The organism is Leifsonia sp. SIMBA_070 (assembly GCF_046534635.1).
In the GTDB taxonomy this organism is placed as follows: Bacteria; Actinomycetota; Actinomycetes; order Actinomycetales; family Microbacteriaceae; genus Leifsonia.
This window is the reverse complement of the sequence record NZ_JAWRYK010000002.1, coordinates 604,994-628,407: the sequence shown is the minus strand read 5'-3', so window position 1 is coordinate 628,407 and position 23,414 is coordinate 604,994. Positions and strand designations below refer to the sequence as shown.

Annotated in this window: 26 protein-coding genes and 3 tRNA genes; 15 read left to right on the top strand and 14 right to left on the bottom strand. The window is 69.3% G+C overall.

The genetic code is table 11. The features are described 5' to 3' along the window. Position 1 precedes the first annotated feature (1 nt). The 4 genes from SB754_RS18905 to SB754_RS18890 are packed head-to-tail and all read right to left on the bottom strand — an operon-like array spanning position 2 to position 1,872. A complete protein-coding gene (locus SB754_RS18905) occupies positions 2–1,042 on the bottom strand; it encodes a hypothetical protein (protein WP_410783942.1) in 1,041 nt (346 codons plus the stop codon). Positions 1,043–1,044: 2 nt separating this feature from the next. Further along, positions 1,045–1,368 (bottom strand): hypothetical protein, encoded by a 324-nt coding sequence (locus SB754_RS18900; RefSeq protein ID WP_410783941.1) that lies wholly within the window; start codon positions 1,366–1,368, stop codon positions 1,045–1,047. Further along, complete coding sequence (locus tag SB754_RS18895; RefSeq protein WP_410783940.1) at positions 1,365–1,520, bottom strand: hypothetical protein; 156 nt, start codon at positions 1,518–1,520, stop codon at positions 1,365–1,367. The genes SB754_RS18900 and SB754_RS18895 overlap by 4 nt, the downstream gene beginning before the upstream one ends. Before the next feature lie 4 nt (positions 1,521–1,524). Continuing rightward, positions 1,525–1,872, bottom strand: a complete 348-nt coding sequence (locus tag SB754_RS18890) for a hypothetical protein (RefSeq protein ID WP_410783939.1) — start codon at positions 1,870–1,872, stop codon at positions 1,525–1,527. Between the two features lie 9 nt (positions 1,873–1,881). Here SB754_RS18890 and SB754_RS18885 point away from each other — a divergent pair, with 9 nt between their 5' ends. After that, positions 1,882–2,211 carry a hypothetical protein gene (locus SB754_RS18885; protein WP_410783938.1) on the top strand — a complete coding sequence of 110 codons (330 nt, stop codon included), beginning with the start codon at positions 1,882–1,884 and terminating at the stop codon, positions 2,209–2,211. Positions 2,212–2,260: 49 nt separating this feature from the next. On the opposite strand, the gene SB754_RS18880 is transcribed toward SB754_RS18885, so the two are convergent. The 3 genes from SB754_RS18880 to SB754_RS18870 all read right to left on the bottom strand — a co-directional run bounded on the left by SB754_RS18880 (position 2,261) and on the right by SB754_RS18870 (position 4,768). Further along, the gene (locus SB754_RS18880) at positions 2,261–3,364 is read right to left on the bottom strand and encodes a hypothetical protein (RefSeq protein ID WP_410783937.1); all 1,104 of its coding nucleotides are present in this window, start codon (positions 3,362–3,364) and stop codon (positions 2,261–2,263) included. Further along, complete coding sequence (locus SB754_RS18875; protein WP_410783936.1) at positions 3,361–4,104, bottom strand: hypothetical protein; 744 nt, start codon at positions 4,102–4,104, stop codon at positions 3,361–3,363. Before SB754_RS18875 ends, SB754_RS18880 begins: the two co-directional genes overlap by 4 nt. Before the next feature lie 466 nt (positions 4,105–4,570). Continuing rightward, entirely contained in the window at positions 4,571–4,768 is a 198-nt protein-coding gene (locus SB754_RS18870; protein ID WP_208042477.1) for a hypothetical protein, read from the bottom strand. Between the two features lie 102 nt (positions 4,769–4,870). Here SB754_RS18870 and SB754_RS18865 point away from each other — a divergent pair, with 102 nt between their 5' ends. Together SB754_RS18865 and SB754_RS18860 are read left to right on the top strand one after the other, a co-directional pair. Continuing rightward, a complete protein-coding gene (locus SB754_RS18865; RefSeq protein WP_410783935.1) occupies positions 4,871–5,464 on the top strand; it encodes a helix-turn-helix domain-containing protein in 594 nt (197 codons plus the stop codon). Between the two features lie 41 nt (positions 5,465–5,505). Further along, positions 5,506–6,672, top strand: coding sequence for a tyrosine-type recombinase/integrase (locus SB754_RS18860; protein WP_410783934.1), 1,167 nt, complete (start codon positions 5,506–5,508; stop codon positions 6,670–6,672). Positions 6,673–6,765: 93 nt separating this feature from the next. Here the strand turns inward: SB754_RS18860 and SB754_RS18855 are convergent. From SB754_RS18855 to SB754_RS18845, 3 genes are all read right to left on the bottom strand, one after another. Continuing rightward, a tRNA-Met gene (locus SB754_RS18855) sits at positions 6,766–6,839 on the bottom strand. Between the two features lie 45 nt (positions 6,840–6,884). Next, a tRNA-Thr gene (locus tag SB754_RS18850) sits at positions 6,885–6,956 on the bottom strand. Positions 6,957–7,070: 114 nt separating this feature from the next. After that, positions 7,071–8,027 carry an aldo/keto reductase gene (locus tag SB754_RS18845; RefSeq protein ID WP_410783933.1) on the bottom strand — a complete coding sequence of 319 codons (957 nt, stop codon included), beginning with the start codon at positions 8,025–8,027 and terminating at the stop codon, positions 7,071–7,073. A gap of 112 nt (positions 8,028–8,139) precedes the next feature. Between SB754_RS18845 and SB754_RS18840 the strand changes: the two genes are divergently transcribed. From SB754_RS18840 to SB754_RS18830, 3 genes are all read left to right on the top strand, one after another. After that, positions 8,140–8,982 carry a pentapeptide repeat-containing protein gene (locus SB754_RS18840; RefSeq protein ID WP_410783932.1) on the top strand — a complete coding sequence of 281 codons (843 nt, stop codon included), beginning with the start codon at positions 8,140–8,142 and terminating at the stop codon, positions 8,980–8,982. A gap of 150 nt (positions 8,983–9,132) precedes the next feature. Next, on the top strand, positions 9,133–10,161 hold the full coding sequence (locus SB754_RS18835) for a LacI family DNA-binding transcriptional regulator (protein ID WP_410783931.1): 1,029 nt from the start codon (positions 9,133–9,135) through the stop codon (positions 10,159–10,161). Positions 10,162–10,190: 29 nt separating this feature from the next. Next, on the top strand, positions 10,191–11,912 hold the full coding sequence (locus SB754_RS18830) for a glycoside hydrolase family 13 protein (RefSeq protein WP_410783930.1): 1,722 nt from the start codon (positions 10,191–10,193) through the stop codon (positions 11,910–11,912). A gap of 61 nt (positions 11,913–11,973) precedes the next feature. Here the strand turns inward: SB754_RS18830 and SB754_RS18825 are convergent, their stop codons facing one another. The 3 genes from SB754_RS18825 to SB754_RS18815 all read right to left on the bottom strand — a co-directional run bounded on the left by SB754_RS18825 (position 11,974) and on the right by SB754_RS18815 (position 13,443). Further along, positions 11,974–12,786 (bottom strand): inositol monophosphatase family protein, encoded by an 813-nt coding sequence (locus SB754_RS18825; RefSeq protein WP_410783929.1) that lies wholly within the window; start codon positions 12,784–12,786, stop codon positions 11,974–11,976. Positions 12,787–12,888: 102 nt separating this feature from the next. Beyond that, positions 12,889–12,970, bottom strand: a tRNA-Tyr gene (locus SB754_RS18820). 122 nt (positions 12,971–13,092) lie between these two features. Beyond that, a complete protein-coding gene (locus tag SB754_RS18815; protein ID WP_410783928.1) occupies positions 13,093–13,443 on the bottom strand; it encodes a helix-turn-helix domain-containing protein in 351 nt (116 codons plus the stop codon). A gap of 147 nt (positions 13,444–13,590) precedes the next feature. Between SB754_RS18815 and SB754_RS18810 the strand changes: the two genes are divergently transcribed. Together SB754_RS18810 and SB754_RS18805 are read left to right on the top strand one after the other, a co-directional pair. Beyond that, positions 13,591–13,734 carry a hypothetical protein gene (locus SB754_RS18810; RefSeq protein WP_410783927.1) on the top strand — a complete coding sequence of 48 codons (144 nt, stop codon included), beginning with the start codon at positions 13,591–13,593 and terminating at the stop codon, positions 13,732–13,734. 63 nt (positions 13,735–13,797) lie between these two features. Then, the gene (locus SB754_RS18805) at positions 13,798–14,514 is read left to right on the top strand and encodes a nucleotidyltransferase domain-containing protein (protein ID WP_410783926.1); all 717 of its coding nucleotides are present in this window, start codon (positions 13,798–13,800) and stop codon (positions 14,512–14,514) included. A gap of 101 nt (positions 14,515–14,615) precedes the next feature. On the opposite strand, the gene SB754_RS18800 is transcribed toward SB754_RS18805, so the two are convergent. After that, complete coding sequence (locus SB754_RS18800) at positions 14,616–16,523, bottom strand: FAD/NAD(P)-binding protein (RefSeq protein ID WP_410783925.1); 1,908 nt, start codon at positions 16,521–16,523, stop codon at positions 14,616–14,618. 155 nt (positions 16,524–16,678) lie between these two features. Between SB754_RS18800 and SB754_RS18795 the strand changes: the two genes are divergently transcribed. Genes SB754_RS18795 through SB754_RS18765 form a run of 7 tightly spaced genes read left to right on the top strand, consistent with a single transcriptional unit; the run spans position 16,679 to position 23,369 of the window. After that, positions 16,679–17,188 (top strand): GNAT family N-acetyltransferase, encoded by a 510-nt coding sequence (locus SB754_RS18795; RefSeq protein WP_410783924.1) that lies wholly within the window; start codon positions 16,679–16,681, stop codon positions 17,186–17,188. Beyond that, positions 17,185–18,171: an amino acid ABC transporter permease gene (locus SB754_RS18790; protein WP_410783923.1), complete on the top strand. Its 987-nt coding sequence runs from the start codon at positions 17,185–17,187 to the stop codon at positions 18,169–18,171. Before SB754_RS18795 ends, SB754_RS18790 begins: the two co-directional genes overlap by 4 nt. Continuing rightward, positions 18,168–18,926 carry an amino acid ABC transporter ATP-binding protein gene (locus tag SB754_RS18785; RefSeq protein WP_410783922.1) on the top strand — a complete coding sequence of 253 codons (759 nt, stop codon included), beginning with the start codon at positions 18,168–18,170 and terminating at the stop codon, positions 18,924–18,926. Before SB754_RS18790 ends, SB754_RS18785 begins: the two co-directional genes overlap by 4 nt. 48 nt (positions 18,927–18,974) lie before the next feature. After that, complete coding sequence (locus tag SB754_RS18780; protein WP_410783921.1) at positions 18,975–19,997, top strand: transporter substrate-binding domain-containing protein; 1,023 nt, start codon at positions 18,975–18,977, stop codon at positions 19,995–19,997. Positions 19,998–20,026: 29 nt separating this feature from the next. Further along, positions 20,027–20,917: a DUF1684 domain-containing protein gene (locus SB754_RS18775; protein ID WP_410783920.1), complete on the top strand. Its 891-nt coding sequence runs from the start codon at positions 20,027–20,029 to the stop codon at positions 20,915–20,917. Beyond that, complete coding sequence (locus tag SB754_RS18770; RefSeq protein ID WP_410783919.1) at positions 20,914–22,002, top strand: LLM class flavin-dependent oxidoreductase; 1,089 nt, start codon at positions 20,914–20,916, stop codon at positions 22,000–22,002. The genes SB754_RS18775 and SB754_RS18770 overlap by 4 nt, the downstream gene beginning before the upstream one ends. Beyond that, on the top strand, positions 21,999–23,369 hold the full coding sequence (locus tag SB754_RS18765) for an NtaA/DmoA family FMN-dependent monooxygenase (RefSeq protein ID WP_410783918.1): 1,371 nt from the start codon (positions 21,999–22,001) through the stop codon (positions 23,367–23,369). Before SB754_RS18770 ends, SB754_RS18765 begins: the two co-directional genes overlap by 4 nt. Positions 23,370–23,414: the final 45 nt, after the last annotated feature.

The window sequence follows — 23,414 nt, the reverse complement described above, 5'->3', positions numbered from 1 at the left end:
GCTATCTCCCAACCTTGATGACCCGTGCCGCGGAGCGAACGGGTGCTGCGGCGGTGTTGACGCGCGACAACTGGTCGCGCACGGAAAAGCGGTGATGCAGAGCGGTGCCCACTTCCGCGCCCGCAAAGGACACGAGCTTGGTCGCCCACAATGGGGAGAACGACGCGGCGATCACGGCGCCGGCGGCGACGAGGATAACTCCGATGCTGAGACTGGCTTTGGTTAGCTCGACGGCGAGGAGGACAACGCCGGCAGCAAGGGGTTTGGCGATTAGAAGGCCGATGGTGAGGTTCATCCATCGCTGTGCCCAAGCGGTGAGCTTCGGCTGGCCGATCATCATCAACCCGACCGGGGCCATTGCCGCGAGGGCGAGAAGGCCGAACTCGCGGATGGACATGGCGACGAATAGGAACAGGGAGGCGATCATCATCAGCCCAACGACGAGCACTGCAAGTACGTACTCGCCGACGGCGCCCGGTCCTTGCGCGCCTTGCGCAGCGATGGTGAAGACGACTCCGCTCTGCGTGAACTGAGCGTTGTGCATGACTGCGTTCGGCGCCTGCTTTGTGATGTCGAGGATCCCCACCACCCGCAGCAGTCCTTGGCTGAGATCTCCGCCTTGGACGGTTGAGGTGAGGCTGGCGGTGACGGCGTCGGTGACGCCGGAGGCCTTCTGCATGCCCCACACGCAGATTGCGGCGAACGGGATGGCGAGAGCGGCGCCGGCTGCGGTTCGGCCGATGCGTGCCCAGTCCTGCAGGATCATCGCGATCCCGATTTGCACGAGGGCGACTATGAGGATGACCGGTGCGGTGATGGCGACCCAGAACAAGAATTGGGAGTGTGCGATCTCCCAGCTGCTCTGGTCGATGTTGGCGTTGAATGACCCGGCGATCATGGTGGCGATGAAGTCGCCGAGGTTGCGGATGGTAGAGCCCATGAACTGGGCGAGGGTCTGTGAGGCTTGGCAGCCGAAATCGGAGATGAAGCAGCCGTAGTTCGGCGAGAACGGATCCGGTGGCGCGGCGAGAACAAACATCATGATCACGCCACGTGAAGGGACTGGCCCCAGTTGATGAGACCGGCGATTCCGGCGGCGACGGCTACCCCCGCAACACAGCTGACAACGCCGACGATGCCCATCTTCTGGACGCGTCCGTTGCTGGAGATGTGGCCGACGACGATGAAACCGGCGGCGATGAGTCCGCCGATCACGCCGAGGGTGAGGACGATGGCGAACACGACGTTCGCGATCGACTGGAGGGCGCCGACGCCTGGGCCGGAGAAGTCCGGGGACGGGTTGTTCACGGTCATTACGTTGATCGTGCGGGAGTGCACGAGGACGAGGGCTTCGTTGAGGGCGTTCATGATTTGGCCTTCTTTCCGGTGGGATCTGGTTTCAACAGGGGTTCGTTGATCTCGGCCATCCGCTTCGCCGCAAGCAGCCCGGATCCGACGATGCCGAGCAGCGTGACGACGACGAGCCCCAAGACGCCGAGCAGATTCAGCAGGAGGTTCATGAGGTCACTCCCCACTCGGATTCGCTGCGTTCGTGGCGGACGCGGGAAGAGGGACGGTCAGTTGCAACGGTTGTCCCTCCGAGGGGACGTCCATGGTGAGCTGGAGTCTGTCGACACCCGCGGGGAGGTACCAGGCGGCGGCAAATGAGCGTTCTTTGTTGTTTGGGATGGTCCAGGTGGACTCGCCGTGGAAAAGTCCGCTCGGCAGCCAGGCGAGCCCGTTCGCCTTTGCGAGGGTGGGTCCGTCGGCGGTGTCTAGGACCGCAGGCTCTGGTCGACCATCGAACTGGGTGCCCATCAGGGTCGCGCCGGTGACGTCCTGATAGGTCTGGTTACCTGCGAGGGCTTCCACTCGCCTGTCATGGTGAACTTCACGAAGACCACCGGTGAGCCGGCCGGGAAAAGCTCCTGCGACGAGTTCGGAAGTGTGCAGCGGCAGCCTTGCTTGGCCTTGAACGTCTTCCCCGGGAAGACCTGGACGTACACCGTATCGACGATGCCGTCCGCGGCTGGCGTCGCAGCCGCAGCCGCGGTCCGGGTCGGGGTGGTCGGTGCGACGGTCGTGAACGAAGGGTTCCTAGCTGGAGGTGCGGCCGCACAACTGGCCAGGATCAGACATGGGACGAGCGCCGCGACTGCCATCAGCTTTCTGGTCATCTCACTTCACCTCGGTTTCGTGCCCTTCACTTAGAACTTCCGGCTCGGGACGGTTTTTGGCGCGCATCTCGGGAATCTCTGACTCAGGGCACCTGGATGTGTTGGTGGTTGCAGGTGTCGGGGAAGGCGCTGGTGATGTTCAACAGCGCGCCCAGGACCACGTGGGCGCGTGCTCGGCAATCGCTTTGACCGACTGACGTCCCTTGTGGGGCGTAAGGATCCAGCGTGTGAATTAGCTGGAGCGATAGGGCGTCTCCTCCGGTGAGGGACTGGCGGTTGATCGCGTAGAAATCGACCGCCTTGCCCTTCCAGTGCGCGGACGCTGTGCCGGCGCCGGGCGTCATGCCGGTGCAGCGCCGGTTGAGGTCGCTGACTCCCACCTGCTGGAACGCTTGGACGGCCACGACGATTAGTTGCAGGACGTGGGCGTCGATGGTGCAATTCGGTGTTGCGGTGCCGTCGGCCATGTTGAGGATCTGCTGTTGGTAGCGGCCCTCGAGGAAGTTGAGCTTGTTCGCGTGGATCGCGCCCACCAAGACGGCTGCCGCAGCGCGGGCATCCGCCGGCACCTGGCACGACGCCGCACTGGCTCCGGCAAGGGCGGCGAGGACCTGTACGGCGGGCGTCCAGAACGGGGCATAGTGGTTCGGGTCCGCGTTGATCTGGACCGCGTGCGCGACCAGGGTGGGAGCCGCGGTCTGCCAGTCCGGGACGCGCAGCATCCGCGTGTAGAACGCGGCGGCCGCAGTCGCCGGGTCCATCCGCTGCGCCCGGGTGCCGTAGCTCGTGCCCTGCTGGAAGACACCGATGGTGGTGTTGTCGACCGCGTCGCCATGATCGAGGTTGCGGAGCCCGGACTCGCCAATCGCGACCATCAGCGCCAACGTCAGTCCGTGCGGGGGAACGCTCATCTGCTGGCCGACGGTGATGATCGTCGCGGCGATCTTCAACTGCTCCGCCCTGTACCCATCGATCGTCTTCCGCGCGTCGACCGAGGGTGCAGCTCCGCCGCACACTCCCCCGCCACCGGTGAACCCGTTGGCTCCCATCGCGAGCACCAGGGTGACCGGCACCGCGACCAATGCGACGGGGACGACGAGGACGATGACAGCCGCCACGATCAGCAGGTTCCGGATCGTCCTCGGATGCGTCACCGCACGAGCGGCCGCTGCGCTGGCGCTGATCATGCAGCGGCCTCTTGCTCAAGCACGACCCGGGCGATCATCAGCAGTCGCTTCGCGGTGGCGATACGCGCCCGCGCGGAGCCCGGGTGGATGTGCAGGCTGGCGGCGATGGTGGTGGCGTCGTCGCCGATCATTTCCGCCACCTCCCGAAAGCCACCGATCTCGGGAACGCAGGACACGATGACCGACCCTGTAAGAGGCAGCCCGGCGTCCGCGGCTGCCAGGGCGGCGAGCACGGTTCGGGCGGTCTGACACACCCGATCATGCACCGAACGCAGACCGCGTTTGGACATCTGATGAGCGACCGCTATCCGGTCCGCGTCGCCGTTGGCAAGGCTGAGGTCGCTCATCACTTGCCAGTCGGATGGCCCCACGAAATCGGCGACCAACACCATCCAGCGGTGAGCGTCGAAGCGACGGATCAGCGCATCCAGTGGGTCAATGTCGGTATCGGACTCGACGTCTTCCGGAACGTCGTCCATGACGACGTGCTTCCGCTCGACTTCTCTGAGTACGACGTGGCGGGTGATGCCGAACACGAACGCGTGCGGCGACCCGCGCTCCGGGTCGTACAGCGAGCTTCGATGCCAGACCGTTTCGCGGGCGAGCTGTAAGACGGCGTCGACTTCACTAGGCCAGCCGCGTAGTTGAAACCGTACATACGGCAGCAGTGTGTCGACTTCGCGCAGCAACTCCGTCAGTCGAGCATCTGCACGCGTGCGGAGGTGGGTTCCTTCAGCCACGAGATCACTACCTTCCTTGTGCGGAGGTGGCTTGTGTGAAGGATCGGGTTCGGGTCGGGAGGACCCGTTAGTGCGGTGCGCCGGCGCGCCTTGATGTGCGCCAGCACAGAATGAGTGAGGACGGTGAACCGGGATCACGCCGGGGATTCAGGTAGGCGGCGTGTCCGGTTCGAGAGATGGAGTGGCGAGGGCGACTCTGCAGTTCGGGAGTCTCAGCCACGATGCGTCACCGCCGCCCGGACTCGGTCTGTGAGTCGTGCGCCACGGTGAAGAGGGTAAGGGCTGGCCGCTCCATTTGGTGCCGCACGCTACCCCCGAACAGGGGTGCGAGACGTGCGACGCGCCGGGGTGGAAGTCTGGTTCTAGTGACAGCTCTCGCAGCCCAGATCATCCATCGGGTCGACCGGCACAATGTAGCCGTCGACGAAATCCTGGATGACGCCGGGAGCGACCTGCGCCTGGTCGGCTATGCGTACACTCCGGTCTTCGTCTGGGCGCTCGCTTCCAGCCATGCCAACACCTCCGCCCGCTTATAGAGGACGGTTCGCGGTGTCGGCTTGTAGAAGCGCGGCCCCTTGCCGTGATAACGCAGCTGGGCGAGTGCTGCGATGGACAGCCCGGTCAGCTCGACCACTTCAGCTGGCTGTATGAATTCTCCAGTCATCGTATCTCCTCCGTTTCGACAACCTAGGAGCTTTTGAGTTGTTGCACAAACGGTAGCGCATTTTCGCTAGCTTGACAACGGACGGCACGCTAGGCTGTTGAAATGGCAGACTTCCGGACCGAATTGGGCATCGGCGTACGCATCAGATTGGCGCGGAGGGCGCGCGGCTTTCGCACCACCGCGGACCTCGCTGAGGCGATCCCCGGAGGCAACGTGACCGAAGCGATCCTGGAGAACATCGAGTCAGGTAGGAAGGCCGACATCAGCGTCAGCCAGCTACTCAACATCGCCCGCGGGCTGAACGTTCCGGTGAGCATGCTGCTGGCCCCGATGGGGGCACCCGACTCCGCGCTCGACCTGCCCAACCTCAGTGCCGACTTCGACGGAATGAGTGCCGCCGAGTTCGACTGCTGGCTGTCCGCGACACCAGCCAGCACATATCGACCGCGTCACGCGTCCGAACGCTCCGACATTGCGCTGCTCAACTCATTGCGGGAACTCGGAACCCTTCGACGCGAGCTCAATCGGCTAAGAATCGTGCTCGCGTCCCAGAAGGCCTCCGGAGATCCTGACCTGATCGGAGCAAATGCTGACGTTGAAAAGCGGATCAATCGGATCGCAAAAGACGCCGCCGATGTCGCAGCTCTGCTCGCCACCGCCGGCCTAACCAACATCGAGGAAACGCCAAGGGTGTAAGCCGCGACGAGCGCGGCAATTCGGCCTGAGCGGAGGACCCCATGGGAAGCATCGAAGCTTATGAGTCCGCGAGGGGGCGCCGCTATCGAGTGCGCTACCGGAAACCCGACCACAGCCAAGCGAACAAGCGCGGTTTTCGCACCAAGCGGGACGCGGAACTGTACCTCGCGTCTGTCGAGGTCAAGAAGTCCCGCGGAGACTACATCGACGCGGCCGAAGCTCGCGCCACGATCGGTGAACTGGGCGAGCAGTGGATGACCGCGCAAACCCACCTCAAGCCGTCATCGGTCGCAGTGGTCGAGTCTGCGTGGCGGCTGCACGTCCGCCCGGCCTGGGGCACACGCGCGATCGGCGAGATTCGGCACAGCGACGTCCAACAGTGGGTCTCTGGACTCAGCGCGGGCGGAGAAGGCTTCGGCAAGGCTAAGTCACCAGCACTGGTTCACCGGTGCTACGGGATCCTGGCTGGCATTCTCGATGTGGCGGTGCGCGACCATCGACTCGCTTCCAACCCGGCACGCGGAGTCTCACTGCCCAGGAAGGTGTCCAGAGAGCACCGCTACCTCACGCACCAGCAACTGCATCGACTTGCCCGGGCATGCGGTGCGAACGGAACACTCATCCTCCTGCTCGGATACACGGGCGTGCGCTGGGGCGAAGCCTCAGCACTCCGAGTGAAGGACATCGACCTCACTCGGAGACGGCTGCACATCGTCGAGAATGCCGTCTTCGTTCGCGGCGAGGTGATCGTCGGATCACCCAAGACCCACAAACGCCGCAGCGTTCCCTTTCCCGCCCTCCTTGACAGAGCGCTCCGCGACGCCACCCACGGCAAGACCGAAACCGAGCTCGTCTTCCCCGGGAGGTTCGGCGAGCACCAAACCACGCCGACCATCCGTCAGAACTCATGGTTCGACAAAGCGTTGGCAGCGGCGGAGCTGCCTCCGATGACCATTCACGACCTGCGACACACGACGGCAAGCCTCGCTGTCTCGGCGGGCGCCAACGTCAAGGCGGTGCAACGCATGCTCGGGCACGCCTCCGCCGCAATGACACTCGACGTCTACGCCGACCTCTTCAACGATGACCTCGACGACGTGGCACACCGGCTCGACGAAGCCGCCTCTGTGGCGCTCGACGACCTCGCCATACCGCCTCGCCCACAGCCCGATTGGGTGACTACGACCGATCGAAGCGACCCTCGGTGATTTGGAGTGTGTCCAAATTGTGTCCAAATTGCCCGAGAAACGAAAGAACGGCGGCTGTTCAACAGCCGCCGTTCCCAGTGTTTTCAAGCTATGTAGCGAGGGCGGGACTCGAACCCGCGACACCACGATTATGAGCCGTGTGCTCTAACCACCTGAGCTACCCCGCCGTGGCATCCCCTCGTCGTGCGACGAGTCGCGTGACGGGGAGACGGAGCCCCCTGTGGGAATCGGACCCACTACCTCTTCCTTACCAAGGAAGTGCTCTACCAATGAGCTAAGGGGGCGGAGCCTGCGCCGGCCGGTGTCCGGCCGCTTTGGCAACCGTACGAGGATACCATCTGCGGCGCGGTGCTCCGAACCACCGCAGCCTCCGTGTCGCAGACCCGCCCTACCCGCGATCAGGCAGCCTTGGCGGCCTCCGAGGCGCCATCGAGCGCTGACAGGTCGTCTGCCGACAGCTCGAGCGAGACGGAGGCGAGGAGGTCGGGCAGCTGCTCGGTGGTCCGCGCGCTGGCGATGGGAGCGGTGATCGTCGGCTGCGCGGCGAGCCACGCCAGCGCGACGGTGGCGACCGAGACGTTGTGCGACGCGGCGACGTCGTCGAGCGCGGACAGCACCGAGCGGCCGGTGTCGTTCAGGTACTTGGCGGCGCCGCCCGCCCGGGCGCTGTCGACGGTCACGCCGTCGCGGTACTTGCCGGTCAGGAACCCTGCGGCGAGGGCGAAGTACGGCATGACACCGAGCCCCTCGCGCTCGGCGATCGGGCGGTAGGACGTCTCGTACGCACGCTCGACGAGGTTGTAGTGCGGCTGGAGCGCCACAGGGCGGTGGAGGCCCTCCCGTTCGGTGATGCGGAACCACTCCTCGATCCGCTCCGGCGAGTAGTTCGAGATGCCGATGTAGCGCACCTTGCCCGCATCGACGAGCTCGGAGAGGGCGCCCACCGTTTCCTCCAGCGGGACCGTCTCGTCGTCGAAGTGCGCGTAGTACAGGTCGATGTAGTCGGATTTCAGGCGCTCGAGGGACGCGTCGGCCGCGCGTCGGATGTTGTCGGCCGCCAAACCCTTGAAGTCGGGGTGCTGGCTGACCTTCGTGGCGAGAACCACATCGTCGCGATTGCCGCGCGCGTCGAACCACTCGCCCAGGATGCGCTCAGAGTCTCCGCCGGTGTTGCCGGGTACCCACGCCGAGTAGCCGTCCGCCGTGTCGACGAAGTTGCCACCGGCCGCCGTGTACGCGTCGAGCACGTCGAACGACGTCTGCCTGTCTGCGGTCCAGCCGAAGACGTTGCCTCCGAGCGAGAGCGGGAAGACCTCGAGGTCGGATGAGCCGATCGTGCGGCGGGGTGCAGTCATGCGTGTCTCCTTCGTTGTGTCGGTCATCCCACGCTAACGCCGTGTCCCTGGCCCTATTCCTGGGTTGACCTGAAGATGTGGAAAGGTGACGCTGGGCCCGTACTGTGGACGGGTGGAGATCGTCGACGACACCCGCTGCGCACTCCGGGCGGACTGCTCGCAGTGCGTCGGGTTGTGCTGCGTCGCCCTCGCGTTCGCCCGCTCCGCGGACTTCGCAATCGACAAGGCCGCCGGCGACCCGTGCGTGAACCTGGACGACACCGACCGCTGCCGCATCCATCCCGAGCTCCGCGATCGGGGCTTCAAGGGCTGCACCGTCTTCGACTGCTTCGGCGCGGGCCAGCAGGTGACCCAGCACACTTTCGGCGGAGCGAGCTGGCGCGACGACGCGGCGACGCGCGACGCGATGTTCGCGGTGTTCCCTCTGATGCGTCAACTGCACGAACTGCTCTGGTACCTGGAGGAGGCGCTCGCCCTCCCCGCCGCTGCACGCCTCCATCCGGCCCTCCGCCGAGCGCGCGCGGACGTGCAGGACGTCGCCGACGGGTCCCCGGAGAGGATCCTCGCGCTCGAGGTGGAGGAGCTCCGCGGGCCTGCGGCGCAGCTCCTGCGCGATGCCGCCCGGCTCGCCCGCGAGTCCGGCCCCGTCGGCGCAGGACCCCGCCGTGGCGCGCGCTCGCGCATCCGGCCCGGCTCCGACCTCGTGGGCGCCGATCTCCGCGGTGCCGATCTGCGCGGCGCAGAGCTGCGCGGCGCACTGCTGATCGCGGCCGACGTGCGCGACGCCGACCTCGCCAGGGCCGAGCTGATCGGCGCCGACCTCCGCGACGCACGTCTCGACGGCGCCGACCTGCGGGAGGCGATCTACCTCACGCAGGCGCAGGTCAACGCTGCGACAGGAGACGGGCGGACGCTCCTCCCGGCGACCCTCAGCCGCCCGAGCCACTGGCACTGAGGGATCACTGACGCCAGCAGCGACGCGTCTCGCGGCGTCATCAACTGCAACCGCTTGCACTGCGGATCGCTATACTCCACTTGTGTACGGTCACATTCCGTGCATCCGTGGACGCAAGCGCTTCCACCGCAGAAGACTCCAGGAGGCGGGATGGCCGGCATCGACGACGTCGCCCGCCTGGCCGGCGTCTCCACCGCGACCGTCTCTCGGGCTCTGAGCGGCAACGGCCCCGTCTCCCCCTCAACCCGCGACCGCGTGATGCGCGCAGCCTCCGACCTCGGCTACGTCGTCTCGTCGGACGCGTCGAGCCTCGCGTCCGGCCGTACCCGCAACATCGGCGCGGTCGTGCCGCACCTGAACCGCTGGTTCTTCACGTCCGTCATCGAGGGCGCAGAGCGCGTCCTGCTCGGCCAGGGTTACGACTTGACGCTCTACAACCTGAGCGGCGACGGCGGTGAGCGGCGGCGCGTGTTCGAGCACCACCTGCTGCGCAACCGGGTGGATGCGGTCTTCACCGTCTCCCTCGAACTCTCGGCGGACGAGGTGTCCCGCCTCCTCGCGCTCGGCAAGCCGGTCGTCGGCGTCGGCGGCCCCCTCGCCGGAGTCAGCACCGTGATGATCGACGACGTCGCGGTCGCGCGTCTCGCCACCGAGCACCTCACCGCCCTCGGTCACCGCCGGATCGCCCACATCGGCGCGTCCCACGAGTTCGACCTCGACTTCCACATCCCGACCAGCCGTCGCCTCGGCTATGAGCAGGCGCTGACCGAGGCCGGACTCCCCGTGGACGAGCGGATGCACCGCGCCGCCGACTTCACGCTCCCCGGTGGCTACGAGGCGGCGAAGCAGCTGCTCGGCACCCCGCACGAACGACCGACCGCGATCTTCGCCGCCTCCGACGAGATGGCGATCGGCGCCATCCTCGCCGCCCGCGACCTCGGCCTCTCGGTGCCGAGGGACGTCTCCGTGATCGGGATCGACGACCACCCGTTGTCGGAGTTCTTCGGCCTGAGCACGGTGGCGCAGCATCCTGTCGGCCAGGGCGAGCGCGCCGCCGAACTCCTGCTCACGGCGCTCGGCGCCCTCCGCCGCCCCGACGGCGGGCCGCCACCGGCACCCGTCAGCCACACCGCACCGGCCGACCTGATCGTCCGCTCGAGCACCGCCGTCCACCCCTGACCCCCATCCGCACCCGATACGAACCCGAGGTGACCACCATCTCCGCAACCGCCCCCGTCCCCGCTTCCGCCCTCAGTCCGTCGGCCCCCGGCCGCGAGTGGTGGCGTTCCGCCGTCATCTACCAGGTCTATCCGCGCTCCTTCGCCGACTCCGACGGCGACGGGATGGGCGACCTCCCCGGCATCACCCGCCGCCTCCCCGCGCTGCGGGAACTGGGTGTGGACGCCGTCTGGCTGTCCCCGTTCCAGAAGTCGCCGCAGCGGGACGCCGGCTACGACGTCTCCGACTACTGCGACGTAGACCCCCTCTTCGGCACCCTCGCCGACTTCGACGCGATGCTGACGGAGGCGCACAGCCTCGGTCTCCGGGTCATCATCGACATCGTGCCGAACCACTCCTCCAGCGACCACGTCTGGTTCCAGGAGGCCCTGACAGCCGCACCCGGAAGCCCCGAGCGAGCGCGCTACATCTTCCGCGACGGGAAGGGCGAGAACGGCGAGCTGCCGCCGAACAACTGGGAGTCGATCTTCGGCGGGGGCGCCTGGACGCGCATCGCCGAGGCCGACGGCACCCCGGGCCAGTGGTACCTGCACCTGTTCGACAAGTCGCAGCCGGACCTCGACTGGGAGAACCCGTGGGTCTGGGAGCAGTTCCGCGGCATCCTCCGCTTCTGGCTGGACCGCGGCGTCGACGGTTTCCGCGTGGATGTGGCGCACGGCATGGTCAAGGAGGCCGGCCTCCCCGACTACACGCCGCCCGCCAACATGGGCAGCATGGGCGGAATCGCCCTCGAGCCGGAGATCGCCGCGCACGCCGAGTACGAGCCGCCGACGCCGCCGTACTTCGCGCAGGACGGTGTCCACGCGATCTACCGCGACTGGCACACCGTTCTGGACGAGTACGAGGGCGACCGCGTGCTCTGCGGCGAGGCCTGGGTGGAACCGCTGGACAAGCTGGCCCGCTGGGTGCGCCCGGACGAGATGCAGCAGACGTTCAACTTCGCCTACCTGGAGACGCCTTGGGATGCGGAAGCGCTCCGCAGCGTGATCGACCGCTCCATCGCCGCCTTCAGCAGCGTCGGGGCGCCCAGCACTTGGGTGCTCTCCAACCACGACGTGGTCCGCCACGCGACCCGGCTGGCCCTGGAGGGTGAGAACCTGCAGGGCCACGGCATCGGCCCGAAGACGCAGGGCCTCCCCGACCCGGTGTTCGCCCTCCACCGCGCCCGGGCCGCGACCGCGCTCATGCTGGCGCTGCCCGGTTCCGCCTACGTGTATCAGGGCGAGGAGCTCGGCCTCCCTGAGGCGATCGACCTCCCGGACGACGCTCGGCAGGACCCGACCTGGTTCCGCACCCACGGCGAGCGTTACGGGCGCGACGGCTGCCGCGTCCCCATCCCGTGGGAGGGCGACGAGGCGTCGTACGGCTTCGGACCCGGGTCCGCCAGCTGGCTGCCGCAGCCCGCGGCGTGGGCCGGCTTCACCCGGTCCTCGCAGCAGGGCGTGCCGGACTCGACGCTGACCATGTATCAGGAGGCGCTGGTCCTGCGCCGCCGTTACGACCTGGCCTTCGGCGCCCCCGAGTGGTTCGAGCTCGACGGGGACACGCTGGCGTTCCGTTCGGGCGAGGTGACGGTCGTGGTCAACTTCGGTCTCGAGCCCGTCGAGCTTCCCGATGGGGAGGCCGTGCTCGCGAGCGGCGCGCTGGAGGGACGGATGCTCCCCCGCGACACCGCCGTCTGGCTCGCCTGATCGGCGCGCGCGACGCCGGGCGCGGGAGCGGGCCCTGCGCCGGGCGTCGCGGCGCCCGGCGTCACTCCCAGTCGGCGTAGAAGCGCTCGACGCGCGGGTGCAACTGCTCGAAGAGGTCCGGCGCCGCCGCCACCAGGAGGCGGCGGTCGGCCGGGCCTCCATCGAGTCCCGCGACCCGGGCGCCGGCCTCCTCGGCGATCAGTGCTCCGGCGGCGTGGTCCCACGGGTTCAGGCCGCGCTCGAAGTAGGCGTCGAGGCGTCCGGCGGCGACGGAGCAGAGATCGAGTGACGCGGCGCCGATCCGGCGGATGTCCCGCACCTCGCCGATCAGCTCGCCTACGAAGGCGGCCTGCCTGCGACGGACCTCGGCGTCGTACCCGAAGCCGGTGCCGACGAGGGCGAGCGGCAGCTCCACGCCGGTGGTGACCTGGAGGCGCTCCCCGTTGAGGCGCGCCCCACCTCCCGCGGAGGCGGTGAAGGCCTCGCCGGTGACCGGGTTGACGACAGCGCCGGCCAGCGTCCGCCACGTCGCCGGGTCGGAGTCGCCCTCCACGACGGCGACACTCACCGCCCAGGCGGGGATGCCGTAGTAGTAGTTGACGGTCCCGTCGATCGGGTCCACCACCCAGGTGAGGCCGCTCTGGCTGCTCCCGCCCCCGGACTCCTCACCGAGGAAGCCGTCCCGCGGCCGCGAGGCGGCCAGGGCGTCGCGGATGAGCTGCTCGGTCTCCCGGTCGGCGCGCGTGACGATGTCGCTCAGCGACGACTTCGACGCGGCGATCTCGACCCCGTCGCGGCGGCGCTGCCACGCGAAGGCGGCGGCCCGGCGGGCGATGGTGGCGGCGATCTCGAGCAGCTCGGCGTTGGAGGTCATGCCTCCAGCCTGACAGACCCGCGTCAGCGGTGGCGGCGCCAGCCGCGCCGGACAAGCGAAAACCCCCGGCCGATGACCGGGGGTCTGCGCTCATCACATCGGTGGCGAGTGAGGGATTCGAACCCCCGAAGTCGTAGACAGCTGATTTACAGTCAGATCCCTTTGGCCGCTTGGGTAACTCGCCGTAGGCGCTCCCGACCACCAGTGTTCTCGTGACCGAAGGCGCCACACAAGAATAGCCGCCGCGCGCCCGCACACGAAATCAGCGCCCGCCCAGCGGGCGCAGCATCGGCGCAGGGCCGGCGCTCACGCGGCGAGCGCCACCACTCCCGGCCGGTCGCCCACCCCCGCGACCGTGGACGGCGCCAGTTCGGCCGTCGTACCGACCTCGTCGCGGGCGTGCTCGTCGCGGACCAGGCTGAGCACCTGCGCGCTCCCGAATTCTGCCGCGACGCGGGTCATCAGCTCCCCTTCGCTGACGCCGAGCACACGGCACAGCGCGGCGAGGATCTCGGACGAGGCCTCCTTGCGGCCCCGCTCGATCTCGGAGAGGTACGGCACGGACACCCTCGAGTGGGCGGAGAGCTCGCGCAGCGTCGTGCCGCGCTCCGTCCTGATCCGGCGGAGCACCGATCCGATCGCGTGCCGCAGAAGCATGACGCCAGCCTATGTCGGATACTGCCGATCCGCTCCACTCTGTTTCGGGCGTTCTGCTCTGGGCAGAACCCGCGCGATCCGCTGCCGGATCGCGGCACACCGGCGTGGCGGACGCCGATGTCGGTGGTCCGGCGCAGAATCGGAGGCATGAGAACGTTGGAGATTTGCGAACGGTGCGACGGCACGGGAGCCGACCCCGCGCAGCACGTCGAAGAGGTCACTCTCTGCATCGAGTGCGGCGGCGACGGCTGCCACGTCACCTACTACGCCGAGCTGGCCCAGACAGCCTGACCCGGTGGCCGCCTGGCCCCACGTCTACCTGACCTGACGGCTACCTGACACGGCACGCCCCACATGCCGAGGACCATCATCGAGCTCCAGCACGTCGCGCTCCTCTTCTGCGACCGGGAGTTCCCCTCCGCGACCACGATCGTCCTCGGCGGGAGCGCGTCCACGGGCCGACGCACGCCGACGAGTGACATCGACCTCCTCCTGATCGCGCCACCCGCCGCGTTCGACGGACAAGGAGGTGACGCGACCTCGGTCGCACGGGTAACCCACTTCGACGGCGAACGGATCGACGTGTTCGCGTACACGGTGGAGGGCTTCACCGACTGGTCGGAGCGCGACTTCGCCTCGCTCCGCCCGGTGCTCCCGATCCTCCTCACCGAGGGCACGCCGCTGAGAACCGGCGACGAATTCGACACGCTGCGCGGCTGGGCGGCGGACCGGCTGGAGCGCGGCCCGCAGGTCGACGACCACGCCCGCGCGCTACGCCGGTACGCCATCACCGACCTGCTCGACGACCTCGGCGACGCGACGGATCCGCTCATCATCGCGGCCCTCCGGTCGGAGCTGTTCCGCGGGCTGGCCGAGCTGAGCATCCTCGCCGCGGGCGCCTGGCTGGGCAGCGGCAAGTGGCTCGCGCGCCGCCTGCGAGCCGCGGATCCGACCGCGGCGGACGCCCTCGAACGCTTCGCATCAGAACTCGACCCGCGCGCCGCCGCGGCCCTCGCCTCCCAGCTGCTCGAGCGACTCGGCGGACGGGTGGACGGCGACTTCGTCCGCTGATCCGGCACAGCCTCCGAGAAGGGGATGCGGTCTTTCAGGTGCACGTTGTTGCGCCTGACACGCCGTGCGGGTGCGCAACACGGTGCACTTCGACGAAAGGGTCAGGCTGACGGGGATCCGACGACGGTGAGCTGCGACTGCTTGAGCAGCAGCCCGCTGACGGCCTGCGCGACCCGGTCGTTCTCACGGAACGACAGCGCGTCGGTTCCCGGCCGCGCGAACGCCCCCGCGAACGGCGCGTCGGTGAACGGGCCGATCGCCCAGCGACGGGGATGCGGGAGGCCGTCGGCGTCGAGCACGCGTGCGTCCTCCGGGGTGACGCGCAGCATCCCGTGTCGGAAGGATCCACCACCGGCAGCGAGATCCCGTAGCGCCGGGTTGTCGGTGCGCCCTGCGTGCGCGGCCGGCAGCCACGCGTCGACCAGGGTGCGCACCGGCCTCGAACCGTCGACCGACGAGCTCGACACCCGGAAGACCCCGCCGGCCTCGTCGGCCACGACAATGAAGTCGGCGCCGGCGAACTCCACGACGCCCGCCTCCGAAAGGGCCAGCAGCTCCTCCAGGCGGTGACCGGGCGGACCGGAGGCGACGTAACCGAAGTAGGCGGGCCACCAGCCGTGCAGGTCGCGAACGCGCGACTCGTCCGGGCAGGCGGGGGACGCGCTGACCGGGGCGAGGGCGAACATCGTATGCAGCAGGGCCAGGAAGAGCCCGAGCGTCGCACTGTGCTCCGGTACGGTTCGGCGATACAGATCGTCGCGCAGGTACCGGCGCAGGCGCTCCTGCAGGTCGGCGCGCGTCGCGAAACGTTCACCGGCGAGCGGACGGTCGAACGCATCCAGTAGGAGATGGTCGGCCGGGTCGGGGATGGAGGCCTCCAGCAGTGCGCAGTACGCCGCCGACTGCAGATCCACCGCATCGAGCGCTGAGCGAAACGTCTCCCAGCCCACGGCGACCCGTGACGGGTGCCCGGTGAACAGCTCCTGGTAGTACCCGTGCAGCAGCTCCCGCTCGACGAGCGGCCAGACGTCCCGGCGGAAGTCCAGCACGCCCGGCTCGCGGGTCAAGCGCCCGACGACCTCCGGAGTCAGATAGCGCAGCGCTGGCGGTTCTCCGGCGAGCGCCGACGAGATCTTCGAGCGGTAGGGCACGCCCCGGCGTGACCCGATCAGGAGGTGCGGCTCCCGGCCACTCGGCCGGTACCGCACACCGCCCTCACCGGGCTCGAACCGTCCGCCGCGCCCCTCGGTGAGAAGCACGACGAGGTCGACCGCGGCGAGCCCCATCCCGCGCACGGCGACCGTCTCGCCCGCAGGGATGCCGGTCAGATCCGCATCGGCGGTGAAGGCCGGCGGCTGGTAGTGCAGCCCGTGGCGCGCGGCGAAGTCCACGAGCGCGGCGGCCTCTCCCGTCGGCTCGCTGCCCGCGTGGCCCAGGGCGTACACGACGGCGTCCGCGTGGATGACGGTGCCGTCCGCGAGCCGCACCGACTCCGTGTCGGACCCGCTCGAGACGCCGACCACCACGCCGGCGCGCTGCACGACCACCGCGTCGTCGTCCACTGCCGCGATGGTGCGGCGGAGGAACCAGTCGAGGTAGTGGCTCTGCAGCCGACGTGTCGGGAAGTCCCCGCGTCCAAGCCGGGAGACCTCGTCACGCACCCCGGCATCCTCGAGCGGCACATCCGGGATGCGGCCCTCCCTGACACCCTCGACCCACTCCAGCAGCGAGGGCCCCGGTACCACCGGGCCATCGATGCGGCAGGAGTCGTCGGTGAACATCGTGACGTCCTCCGCCATCGAGTTCAGCTTCAGCAACGGCGACTGGTCCTGCCGCCAGATGCGTCCAGGCCCGGCCGGGAACGGGTCGATCAGGTGCACGACGACCGGCGGACGCTCGGCGGCGATGCTCCGCGCCGCGGCGAACCGCTCCAGCCAGCCGACGGCACGAGGGCCGCCGCCGATGACGGCGATGGAGGCGCGGGCCGGGCGTGCGGGAGGGGTGGGCATCGGGTCACCGTGGCGTGGAAGACGCCCTGCGGCAAGCGCGGATGACGCCGTGTTGCGCGGCCGACGCAAACCGTAACGGTTGTTGTCGCGGGCCATCGCATCCCGCCTACGGTCATCCGAAACATCCCCGTCCACCCTGCGATTGGAGGCATCCGGTGACCGTCACGAACGTCGACGCCGACGAGTTCCGCTATGTCGAGGCAACGAATGAGCTCGCACGGCCATTGCTGGTCGAGCTCGAGTACGAGTACGACACGCGCTACGGCGACTTCTTCGGGGAGCGCGCCTCCACCGAACTGAGCCGCTACCCCGCCGAGCTGTTCTCGCCTGCGCAGGGCGGAGCCTTCGTGCTGCTGCTGCGCGACGGGGAGGCCATCGCCGGCGGCGCCTTCAAGCGTTACGACGAGCACACCGCAGAGCTGAAGCGGATCTGGACGAGCTCGGCGCACCGCAGGCAGGGACTCTCCCGCCGGGTCGTCGCCGAGCTCGAGTCGGAGGCCGTCCGCCAGGGCTACACGCGGGTCTACCTGACCACCGGGCCGCGCCAGCCGGAGGCCAAAGCGCTGTACCTGGCGACAGGGTATCGGCCGCTGTACGACACCGGCCTTCCGGCCGAAGAGGTCGGCATCCACCCCTTCGAGAAGACGCTGGGGGTCGCACGATGAGCGCGACGACGACGGTGGAGGCACCGGGCGCCCGGGCCACCGCGCGGATTCCGGAGGCCGCCCTCCCCGACGGCGTCGACCTGCGCCGCCTCGCCGAGCGCCCCATCCTGCCGCTGCGCCACCCCGGGCGGTGGATCGCCGCCGCGCTGGTCCTCGTGCTCCTGCTCAACGTCGGCCAGACGCTGTTCACCAACCCCGCCTGGGAGTGGGCGAAGGTCGGCAAGTGGCTGTTCAGCCCGGCCATCCTGACCGGTCTGCAGCTCACCCTCGCGGCGACGGCGATCTCGGCCGTCGTGAGCTTCGCGGGCGGCATCCTCGTAGCGCTCGGGCGGCTCTCGACGAATCGGGTGCTGAGCACGGTCAGCTGGCTCTACGTCTGGCTGTTCCGCTCGGTCCCGCTGATCCTCGTGCTGGTCTTCCTCTACAACCTGGGCAACCTGTACCCGACCATCGGGATCGGCATCCCGTTCGGCCCGCAGGTCGAGGTGAAGACGGTCTCCGTCCTCTCGGACCTCACGCTCGGTGTGATCGGCCTCAGTCTCAGCGAGATCGCCTACAGCTCGGAGATCGTGCGGGCCGGCGTGCTCTCCGTCGACCACGGCCAGCACGAAGCCGCCAAGGCGCTCGGCCTCCCGCGCGGCCGGCAGTTCCGCCGCATCGTGCTCCCCCAGGCGCTGCGCTCCATCGTCCCCGCCTACGTGAACCAGATCATCGGTCTGCTGAAGGCCAGCTCGCTCCTCTTCTACGTGTCACTGCTCGACCTGTTCGGCGTCGTGCAGAACCTCGGAAGCACCTACCCGACCGACATCATCCCGCTGCTGGTCGTCGCGACCATCTGGTACCTCATCCTGACCAGCATCGTGTCGGTCATCCAGTACTACGTCGAGCGCTTCTACGCCCGCGGAGCCGTGCGCTCGCTGCCGCCGACTCCGTTCCAGCGTCTTCGCCGCAGCCTGCGCACGTCACAGGGAGCACGTCGATGACCGCCGGGATCGAGATCGCCAACGCGACCAAAGCGTTCGGCGACCGGCCGGTTCTTCGCGGTGTCGACCTGACCATCGAGGCCGGCACGGTGACCGTCATCCTCGGCCCGTCCGGGTCCGGCAAGTCGACCCTCCTCCGCGCGATCAACCACCTGGAGCCGCTCGACGAGGGCTACGTCGTGGTCGGGGGCGAGCTGATCGGCGTCCGTGTGCAGCGCGGGCGGCTGAAGGAGCGCAGCGAGCGGGAGATCCTTCGTCAGCGCTCGCGGATCGGGTTCGTGTTCCAGAACTTCAACCTGTTCCCGCACCTGACCATCGTCGAGAACGTGTCGGAGGCGCCCATCGCCCACGGCACGGCGCCCGCCGAAGCCCGGGAGCAGGCCCTCGCTCTGCTCGCCCGCGTCGGCCTGTCCGACAAGGCCGCCGCCTACCCGAGGCAGCTGTCCGGCGGCCAGCAGCAGCGGGTCGCCATCGCGCGCGCCCTCGCCCTGCGGCCGGACATCCTGCTCTTCGACGAGCCGACCTCCGCCCTCGACCCAGAGCTGGTCGGCGAGGTGCTCGCCGTCATCCGCTCGCTGGCGGGCGACGGCGTCACCCTCGTCGTCGTCACGCACGAGATCGGCTTCGCCCGCGAGGTGGCCGACCAGGTCGTCTTCCTCGACGAGGGCGTCATCGTCGAGCAGGGGGCGCCGGCCGACGTGCTCGACCGACCCCGCGAACCCCGCACGCGCGAATTCCTCAGCCGCGTGCTCTGAGACCGCATCACCGCATCACCCGCATCCATCCCACCAAGGAGAATCCCCATGTCACGTCCCACTCGCAGACGCCGCCTCGGCGTCACCGGCGCCGCGCTCGCCTCCGCCGCCCTCGTCGTCTCTCTCGCGGCCTGCTCCGGACAGGCGTCAGCGGAAGACGCAGGGTCCACCGGGTCCGCCGGATCCGTCACCATCGCCGCGCACACCAACGGCGCGGGAACGCAGACCGCCGTGAAGGTCGACACGGTCCAGAAGATCGCCGACGAGCTGCCCGCCGCGGTGAAGTCCAGCGGCAAGCTGGTCATCGGCGTCGGCGCCCTGCCGGCCGGGTTCCCGCCGCTCGCTTTCACCGGCGACGACCAGAAGACCCTGACCGGTTCGGAACCGGACCTCGGCCGCCTCGTCGCCGCCGTGCTCGGGCTCAAGCCGGAGCTGAAGAACGCGACCTGGGACAACCTGTTCGTCGGCATCGACACCGGAGCGACGGACGTCGGCTTCTCGAACATCACCGACACCGAGCAGCGCAAGGAGAAGTACGACTTCGCCTCCTATCGCAAGGACGAGCTCGCGTTCACGGTGCTGAAGAAGAACACCTGGAGCTTCGACGGCGACTACAAGAACCTCGCAGGCCTGACCGTCGCCGTCAGCTCGGGCACCAACCAGGAGAAGATCCTCCTGGAGTGGAAGGCGAAGCTGGAGGCCGCGGGCAAGACGCTCACCATCAAGTACTACCCGGACGCCAACTCCACGTACCTGGCGCTCAACTCGGGCAAGATCGACGCGAACTTCGGCCCCAACCCGACCGCCGCCTACCAGAACACGCAGAGCGCGTCGTCGGCCAACCCGACCCGCACCGCCGGCACGTTCTCGGGAGCAGGCGACTCACTGCAGGGCCTGATCGCCGCGACCGTCAAGAAGGGCAGCGGCCTGGACAAGCCGATCGCCGACGCCATCAACTCCCTGATCGAGAACGGCCAGTACGCGAAGTGGCTGAAGGCGTACAACCTCTCGAACGAGGGCCTGCCGACGTCCGAGATCAATCCTCCCGGCCTCCCGCTCGACAACCAGTGACCGACCACACGCGACGAACGGAACCGACCATGACCACCGCGACCACTGCATCCACTCGATCCACCGCATCCACTGCATCCATCGCCTCCGCCGCTGAGCGCGACACCGCCGCTCCCGAGGCGGGCGACGACTTCGCCGCCGCCTGGCGGGCCTGGCACGACATCCATGAGGCCGACCGCGCCTCCGCCCACGGGTTCCTGGCGATCACGGCGCAGCACTGGCTGACCGCGGAGCCCACCCGCTACGACGGTATGCCCGGGCTCTGGTCGACCGGCGAGGAAGGGCCGGTCGCCGACCTGGCCGACGGCGAGTCGCTGCTCGTCGACGGCGAGACGGTCACCGGCCGTGCCGTCTTCGGCCCCATCCCCGAGCGGGGAGGCCGCACGGCGGCGGTCGGCGACATCGTCATCGAGATCGCCAAGCGCGGTGGCTCCGACCTGCTCCGGCCGCGGCACCCCGGCCACCCCGCCCGCACCGGCTACCACGGCACGCCCGCTTACGAGCCGGAACGGAGCTGGGTGATCGAGGGACGGTTCGTGCCCTACGACCAGCCGGTGGAGGTCACGGTCGGCTCGGTCACGGAGGGCCTGCAGCACGTCTACGCTGCTCCCGGCGAAGTAGAGTTCGCCCACGACGGCTCGCTGCACCGCCTCATCGCGTTCAACGGCTTCGCACCGGGCTCGCTGCTGGTGCTCTTCACGGACGCGACCAGCGGGGTCACCACCTACCCGGCCAACCGATCGCTCTCGGTCGCCGCGCCCGGGCCGGACGGACGGGTGGTTCTCGACTTCACCCGCGCGGTGAACCTGCCGTGCGCCTACACGCAGTTCGCGACCTGCCCGCTGCCGCCCGCCGGCAACCGCCTGCCCTTCGCGGTGGAGGCCGGGGAGCAGCTCCCGCACGCCGGGAGCATCCGATGAGCGGCCTCGTCCTCGGCATCGAGCTCGACGGCGACGGGGCGCATCCCGCCGCGTGGCGGGCGGCGACGCACGTTCCGGCCGGGCTGCTCACCGGCCGCCTGCATGCCGAGCGCGCCCAGGCGGCCGAACGGGCGGGCTTCGCGTTCGCGAGCTTCGCCGACGCCGCCGTGCCGCCGTCCGCCCCGGAGGGCATCCGAGCCCGCCTTGACGCGGTCCAGCGTGCCGCCTTCGCCGCCCCACTGACGGGCGCCATCGGCCTGGTCCCCGAGGCGGGCACCGTCTACACCGAGCCGTTCCACGTCGCGACGCAGCTGGCCTCCCTCGATCATGCCGCCCGCGGCCGGGCCGGCTGGGTCGCGACGGCGCAGGACGACCCGGCGACGGCCTCCCTCTACGGACGGCAGGGCACGCCGGGGACGGCCGCCGACGCCGTCGAGGTCGCCCGCCGGCTCTGGGATTCGTGGGAGGACGACGCGGTGATCCGGGATGTCGCCACCGGGCGCTACCTGGACCGCGACCGCGTCCACCACATCCGCTTCACGGGAAACGACTACTCGGTCGTCGGACCGTCGATCGTGCCGCGGCCACCGCAGGGCGCTCTCCCCGTCTTCGGCGGCGCCTCCCTCGTCGGGTCGGTGGAGGTGGATGTCGCTCTGTTCGATGTCGCCCTCGCAGCGGGCGCGCCTGCGGACGCGCTCGTCGCGTTCGCCGCCGATCAGGCCACCCGGCTGCGCTCCCATGGCGCGCTGGCCGTCCTCGAGCTGGAGGTCGCCCTGGATGCCGCAGGAGTGCCCGCCGCCGACCGCGTGGCCGCCCTCGACGCGCACACGCCGTGGGCAGCCCAGCACGCGCGCTTCACCGGGACCGGAGCGGACCTGGCCGCGCTGCTCGCCGCGCTCGCCTCCGTGGTCGACGGAGTCCGCCTCCACCCGGCGGTGCTCGACGTCGACCTCCCCGAGCTCGCCCACGGCGTCCTCCCGCGCCTCCGCGAGGGCACCCCGCTCGCCACCCCGCGACCCGGAGACACCCTGCGTCAGACGCTGGGCCTCCCCGTCGCCGTCAACCGCTACCAGGAGTCCGCATGAGCACACCGACCGTCCTCCGCTTCGGCGTCTTCTTCCAGGGAGTCAACTTCTCCACCGTCTGGACGCAGCCGGACAGCGGCCCGCAGACCGACTTCGAGAGCTTCCGCCGGCTGGCGCAGACCGCCGAGCGCGGACTGTTCTCCGCGTTCTTCCTCGGGGAGGGCCTCCGACTCCGGGAGCACCTCGGCGCGCTGCACCAGCTGGACGTCGCGGGCCGGCCCGACGCGCAGACGCAGCTCGCCGCCCTGGCCGCCGTCACGTCGCGCATCGGCCTCGTCGCCACCCAGAACACGACCTACAACGACCCGCTCGACCTCGCCCACCGCTTCGCGAGCCTCGACCTGCTCTCCGGAGGCCGCGCCGCCTGGAACGTCGTGACCACCGACAACGCGTGGACCGGCGAGAACTTCCGCCGCGGCGGCTACCTCGACCACGCCGACCGCTACCGGCACGCCGAAGCGGTCGTCGTGGCGGCGAAGGCGCTGTGGGACGCATGGGACGCGCCGCTCGCCGGCTCCGCCGACTCCGCCGACTCCGCGTCCTGGTCCGCCGACGACCCGTCCACGGTTGTGGAGGTGGACACCGGCCACTACCGCGCGACCGGCCGCAGCCGCCTCCCGCAGAGCCCGCAGGGCCGCCCGGTGCTGTTCCAGGCCGGTGACTCCCCGGAAGGCCGCGACTTCGCCGCCCGGCAGGCCGACGTCATCTTCTCGGCGCACAGCGCCTTCGACGACGCGCGCGCGTTCGCCGACGACATCCACCAGCGCACCCTGAAGGCCGGACGCCCCGCCGGTGACGTCAAGATCTTCCCCGGCCAGGAGTTCATCCTGGCCGACACGGACGCTGAGGCCGAGGAGAAGGCGCGCTGGGTGCGCCGAGAGCAGGTCACCCCGCAGACGGCGATCGCGTTCCTGGAGAACATCTGGGGCACCGAACTGAGCGCCTACGACCCGGACGGCCCGCTGCCCGAGATCGACCCGGTTCAGGAGGTCACTGGCGAGACCCGGGGCGCGGGGTTCCGGGCGGCGCAGGCCAAGACCACGGCCGACGCCTGGCGCGAGCGCGCCCGCGCGGAGGACCTGTCCATCCGGGAGCTGGTCATCCGCCTCAACTCCGGCCGAGGTTTCGTCGGCAGCCCGTCGAGCGTGGCGGCGACCCTCCAGCGCTACGCCGATGCGGGAGCCGTCGACGGCTTCAACATCACGCCGTGGCTCATCCCGTCCGGACTCGACGACATCGTCGACCGCCTCGTCCCGGAGCTGCAGGAGCGCGGAATCTACCCGACCGCCTACGAGGGAGAGACACTGCGCGAGAACCTCGGGCTCCGTCCGCTGCAGGAGGAGCAGGACGCTCGGCGCAGCGCCTGACGATCCTCGTAGACTGGTACACGTTCTTCCCGAGGCTAGGAGAAA